This window comes from Desulfosalsimonas sp., assembly GCF_046483245.1.
Lineage (GTDB): Bacteria > Desulfobacterota > Desulfobacteria > Desulfobacterales > Desulfosalsimonadaceae > Desulfosalsimonas.
In genome coordinates this window covers 1-3,770 of sequence record NZ_JAWODO010000065.1, presented here as the reverse complement: position 1 = coordinate 3,770, position 3,770 = coordinate 1, and the positions used below count along the sequence as shown (strand labels likewise).

4 protein-coding genes are annotated in these 3,770 nt (G+C 54.3%); 3 read left to right on the top strand and 1 reads right to left on the bottom strand.

Annotated features, from left to right (window positions below; genetic code table 11):
• Nucleotides 1–70 precede the first annotated feature (70 nt).
• The 3 genes from R6U41_RS06440 to R6U41_RS06430 all read left to right on the top strand — a co-directional run bounded on the left by R6U41_RS06440 (nucleotide 71) and on the right by R6U41_RS06430 (nucleotide 3,371).
• Nucleotides 71–1,168 carry a mechanosensitive ion channel family protein gene (locus R6U41_RS06440; RefSeq protein WP_410269011.1) on the top strand — a complete coding sequence of 366 codons (1,098 nt, stop codon included), beginning with the start codon at nucleotides 71–73 and terminating at the stop codon, nucleotides 1,166–1,168.
• A gap of 101 nt (nucleotides 1,169–1,269) precedes the next feature.
• Nucleotides 1,270–1,812 (top strand): N-acetyltransferase family protein, encoded by a 543-nt coding sequence (locus R6U41_RS06435; RefSeq protein WP_410269010.1) that lies wholly within the window; start codon nucleotides 1,270–1,272, stop codon nucleotides 1,810–1,812.
• 17 nt (nucleotides 1,813–1,829) lie between these two features.
• Nucleotides 1,830–3,371 (top strand): tetraacyldisaccharide 4'-kinase, encoded by a 1,542-nt coding sequence (locus R6U41_RS06430; RefSeq protein ID WP_410269009.1) that lies wholly within the window; start codon nucleotides 1,830–1,832, stop codon nucleotides 3,369–3,371.
• A 7-nt stretch (nucleotides 3,372–3,378) separates the two neighbouring features.
• On the opposite strand, the gene R6U41_RS06425 is transcribed toward R6U41_RS06430, so the two are convergent.
• Nucleotides 3,379–3,770, bottom strand: a 392-nt coding sequence (locus R6U41_RS06425; RefSeq protein WP_410269008.1) for a cytidylyltransferase domain-containing protein, incomplete at its 5' end; no start/stop codon positions are given.

Here is a 3,770-nt window from a genome sequence, read left to right as displayed (position 1 = left end):
CTCCGCCAGCTCCGGGTTTACATGCCTCATATGCATGTATATATTTATTTTTGATTTTAAGGAGAAGAATATGTCTTTTTTCCGGGGGCAGTTGCTTGGGAATGATATCAGACAGTGGATTTCTGCACTGGCAGTTATTTTTGTGCTCACCAGCTGCGTGCTTCTGCTTCGCAAAATCATAGCCCGCCGTGCCGGTTCCCGGGACCAAAGACCCGCCACGGGCCTGGGTGCCCTGTTTGCAGAAATTGCCGGACAAACCAAGTCTTATACACTTTTTTTGGCCGCCTTTTACCCGGCTTCATTTCTGCTGGACCTGCCCGGGCGTGCCGGGACCCTGATTGCCAGCGTTGCCTTTATTGCCCTGGCATTGCAGATCGGGCTCTGGGCCAGCTGCTTTATTTCAAGCGGTTTCCGCATGTACGCCGGGCGAAAAACCGGGCAAACGGTGGGCGACTCTGGCGTCACGGTCATGACCCTGATCGGCCGGACCATTTTGTGGGGGTTTGTCCTTCTGGTCATTCTGGAAAACATCGGGGTCAACGTAACCACTCTCATTGCAAGTCTCGGGGTGGCCGGCATCGTCATCGGCCTGGCCACACAAAACATTCTCGGGGACCTGTTTGCCGCCCTTTCCATTCTTCTTGACAGGCCCTTTGAAGTCGGGCACTTCATTATTGTGGACGATTACCCGGGTACAGTGGAAAAAATCGGCCTGAAAACCACGCGGGTCCGCAGCCTGGGCGGGGAATTGCTGATCTTTGGCAACAACGACCTGCTCAAAAGCCGTATCCGCAACTACACCCGCTTCCGGGAGCGTCGCGTGGCATTTACATTCGGCGTACGCTATTTTACTCCGGCGGAAAAACTGAAAAAAATCCCGCAAATCGTCCGCCGCATTATCGAAGAGACAGAAAACACCCGGTTTGACCGGGCCCATTTCAAAACATTCGGGGATTTTTCCCTGGTCTTTGAGGTGGTCTATTATGTCCTGAACCCGGATTACAACCTATACATGGATATTCAGGAAAAAATGAACCTTGCTGTTTTTGAAGCTTTTGAAAAAGAGGGCATCGGGTTTGCCTTCCCGACCCGCACCATCCACATTGCCAGCCAGCCCGAACAAAACAGCCCCGGTCATGACAGGCCGGGTTTGCCCGAAGCCGGTTAATGCTTATCTTGCATGTAAAACCAACAGCAATGAAGCTCAAACATATCAGAAAAACTTTAAATCTGTTCAATCAACGCAAAAGAAAGGAGTTTTTGTCGCCCATGACAGAAGTTGCTGAGTCAGACAGTGCCCAACCCGTTAAAACCAAAAAACAGGCGGTCAAAATCCGCGAAATGACAATCGATGATCTGGCAGACGTGTTCCACCTGGGAGAGCAGCTGTTTGTGGCCAGAAAGGCGCCCAACACCTACCGCGCCTGGGATGAATACGAGGTGGCGGATTTGTTTTACAGTGACACGGAATTCTGCCTGGTAGCCGAGCATGAAAACGAGATCATCGGATTTGCCCTTGGCACCACGGTAAGCAAAAACCGATCCGCCTGGAAATACGGATATCTTCTGTGGCTGGGCGTACTGCCGGAATACCAGCGTTCGGGAATTGCCGAGCGCCTGTTTTACAGATTCAAGTCCATTATGCTCCACGACGGAGTGCGCATCCTGGTTGTGGACACCGAGGCCGACAACATGCCCGCCATTCGTTTCTTCGAGCACCAGGGTTTCGGCAATCCCCAGCAGCACGTGTATCTGACCATGAATCTCGACCAGGAACGCCAGCGCATGAAAAAGCGCGAAAACGGCCACTAGAATAAAACGAATATGACATGATCAGCGAAGACCGACTCAAAAAACTCTTCCAGCGGCTGGTGGACATCTACAGCCCGTCGGGCAAGGAAAACGATATCCTGGATTATCTCCGTGGGTATCTGAAGCGAAACAGCATTGCCGCAACAGTCCAGGCCGTGGATGAAACCCGCTACAACCTGGTGGTGCTGCCGGAAAAAGGCCAGGCCGAACTGGCCTTAATCGGCCACGTGGATACCATCACGGCCTACGATATCGAGGACTACGGCTGGCACGAAAAACAGGATACCATTTCCGGGCTGGGCACTGCAGACATGAAATCCGGGTGTGCAGCCATGGTGGAGGCATTCCTGGCCCTGCGCCGGGGCTACGGCCCCCGCCTGCCCACAGCCCTGTGCCTGGTGGTGGGCGAAGAGGAAAACGGCGACGGTGCGGCCCGGCTCATCGAGGACTATCATTTTCCCTGGGCGGTCATCGGCGAGCCCACCAACCTGGTGGCCTGCCTGGGATGCTACGGATACCTGGAAACCCAGATGGTGAGCACGGGCAGGCGCCTGCACGCATCTCTGGCCAACAACCGGGAGAACACCATCGAGGTGCTGCTTCAGATGATGATGCGAATATCCCAGTACATGCGCGACCAGCGGCCCGAGTTGGTCTACAATTTCCGGGATCTTTACAGCAGCCGCTCCGGGCTCACGGTGCCGGACCGCTGCGAGGCATGGCTGGACGTACACCTGCCCCCGGATGCGGCCATCGGCGAAATCGTCACGGAATTAGAAGATGCCTGCCTGCCGGCTGATACGGGAAATTCCGGCTATCGCTACAAAAGTGGCAGGCGCGCCATATCGGAGTTCGATCCGGATATAATTGTTCTTGACGATGGTTTTCAGCACAGAAGGTTGCGCCGCAACCTGGATTTGGTCCTGCTGGACGCCCGCAACATGTTCGGAAACGGCCATTTGATGCCGCGGGGCATGCTGCGGGAGCACGTCTCGGCCCTGAGGCGGAGCAGCGCCATCGTTTTTACGCGCTGCGGTGCGGGCTGCGACGCTGCGGCAAATGCCATGGAGCACCAACGGGTAAATATCCTGCCGGAAGATCTGTCAGGCTTCCGGGACAAACCGATTTTCCATACGGATCATGCGCCGTTTCTGTCCGGAATATATGACGGGACCGCTCCCCTGGGGCAGGATATCCTTCCAGAGACGGACGAATCCGACGTTTCTCCCCTATTGCAGGCAAACGTCTTCATCTTTTCCGGTATTGCAAAAAATCGCGATTTCCTGAGTGTCGTTGAAAATAATGCAGCACGTGTCGTCGGGCACGAAGCATTTCCGGATCACCATCCGTATACAGATGCAGAAATCAGGGGCATCGTGGATAGCGCCGTATCGGGAGAGGCCGATTTTCTGGTTACCACGGAGAAGGATTATGTGCGGATTGCCGGTAAAATCCCCGGCGATATTCCCATTGCCGTTATCGGCGTAAAAATTGTTTTCATGAACGAAGAGGAATCGTTATTTGCCCGGTTCATACGGCAGAACCTCATAGGCGCTTAAATGCCTGCTACTCTGCTTCCCTGCCGGTCAGCAAGGCAAGGACGGCTTCCAGATCTTCCGGCCTGTCGACGCTGATGCTTCGTAATTCGGTAATCGCCACGTGAATCGGGATGTTGTTTTCCAGAAGACGCAACTGCTCCAGTTTTTCAAGCTGTTCGAGACGTCCGGGAGAAAGCGCCACAAAACGGTCCAAGGCCTGTTTCCGAAAGGCATATAGTCCGATATGGCCGTAATACAAAGGGGGAGTATCAACGTTTCGACCGAATGGAATGGCGGCCCTGGAAAAATAAAGCGCCCGCCCGTCATCGGCAAAGACTGCCTTGACCCGGTCGGGATTGTCCGCCTCATGCCCGTCAAGCACATGGGCAAGGGTGGTTACCATTGTTTCATGATTTTTAA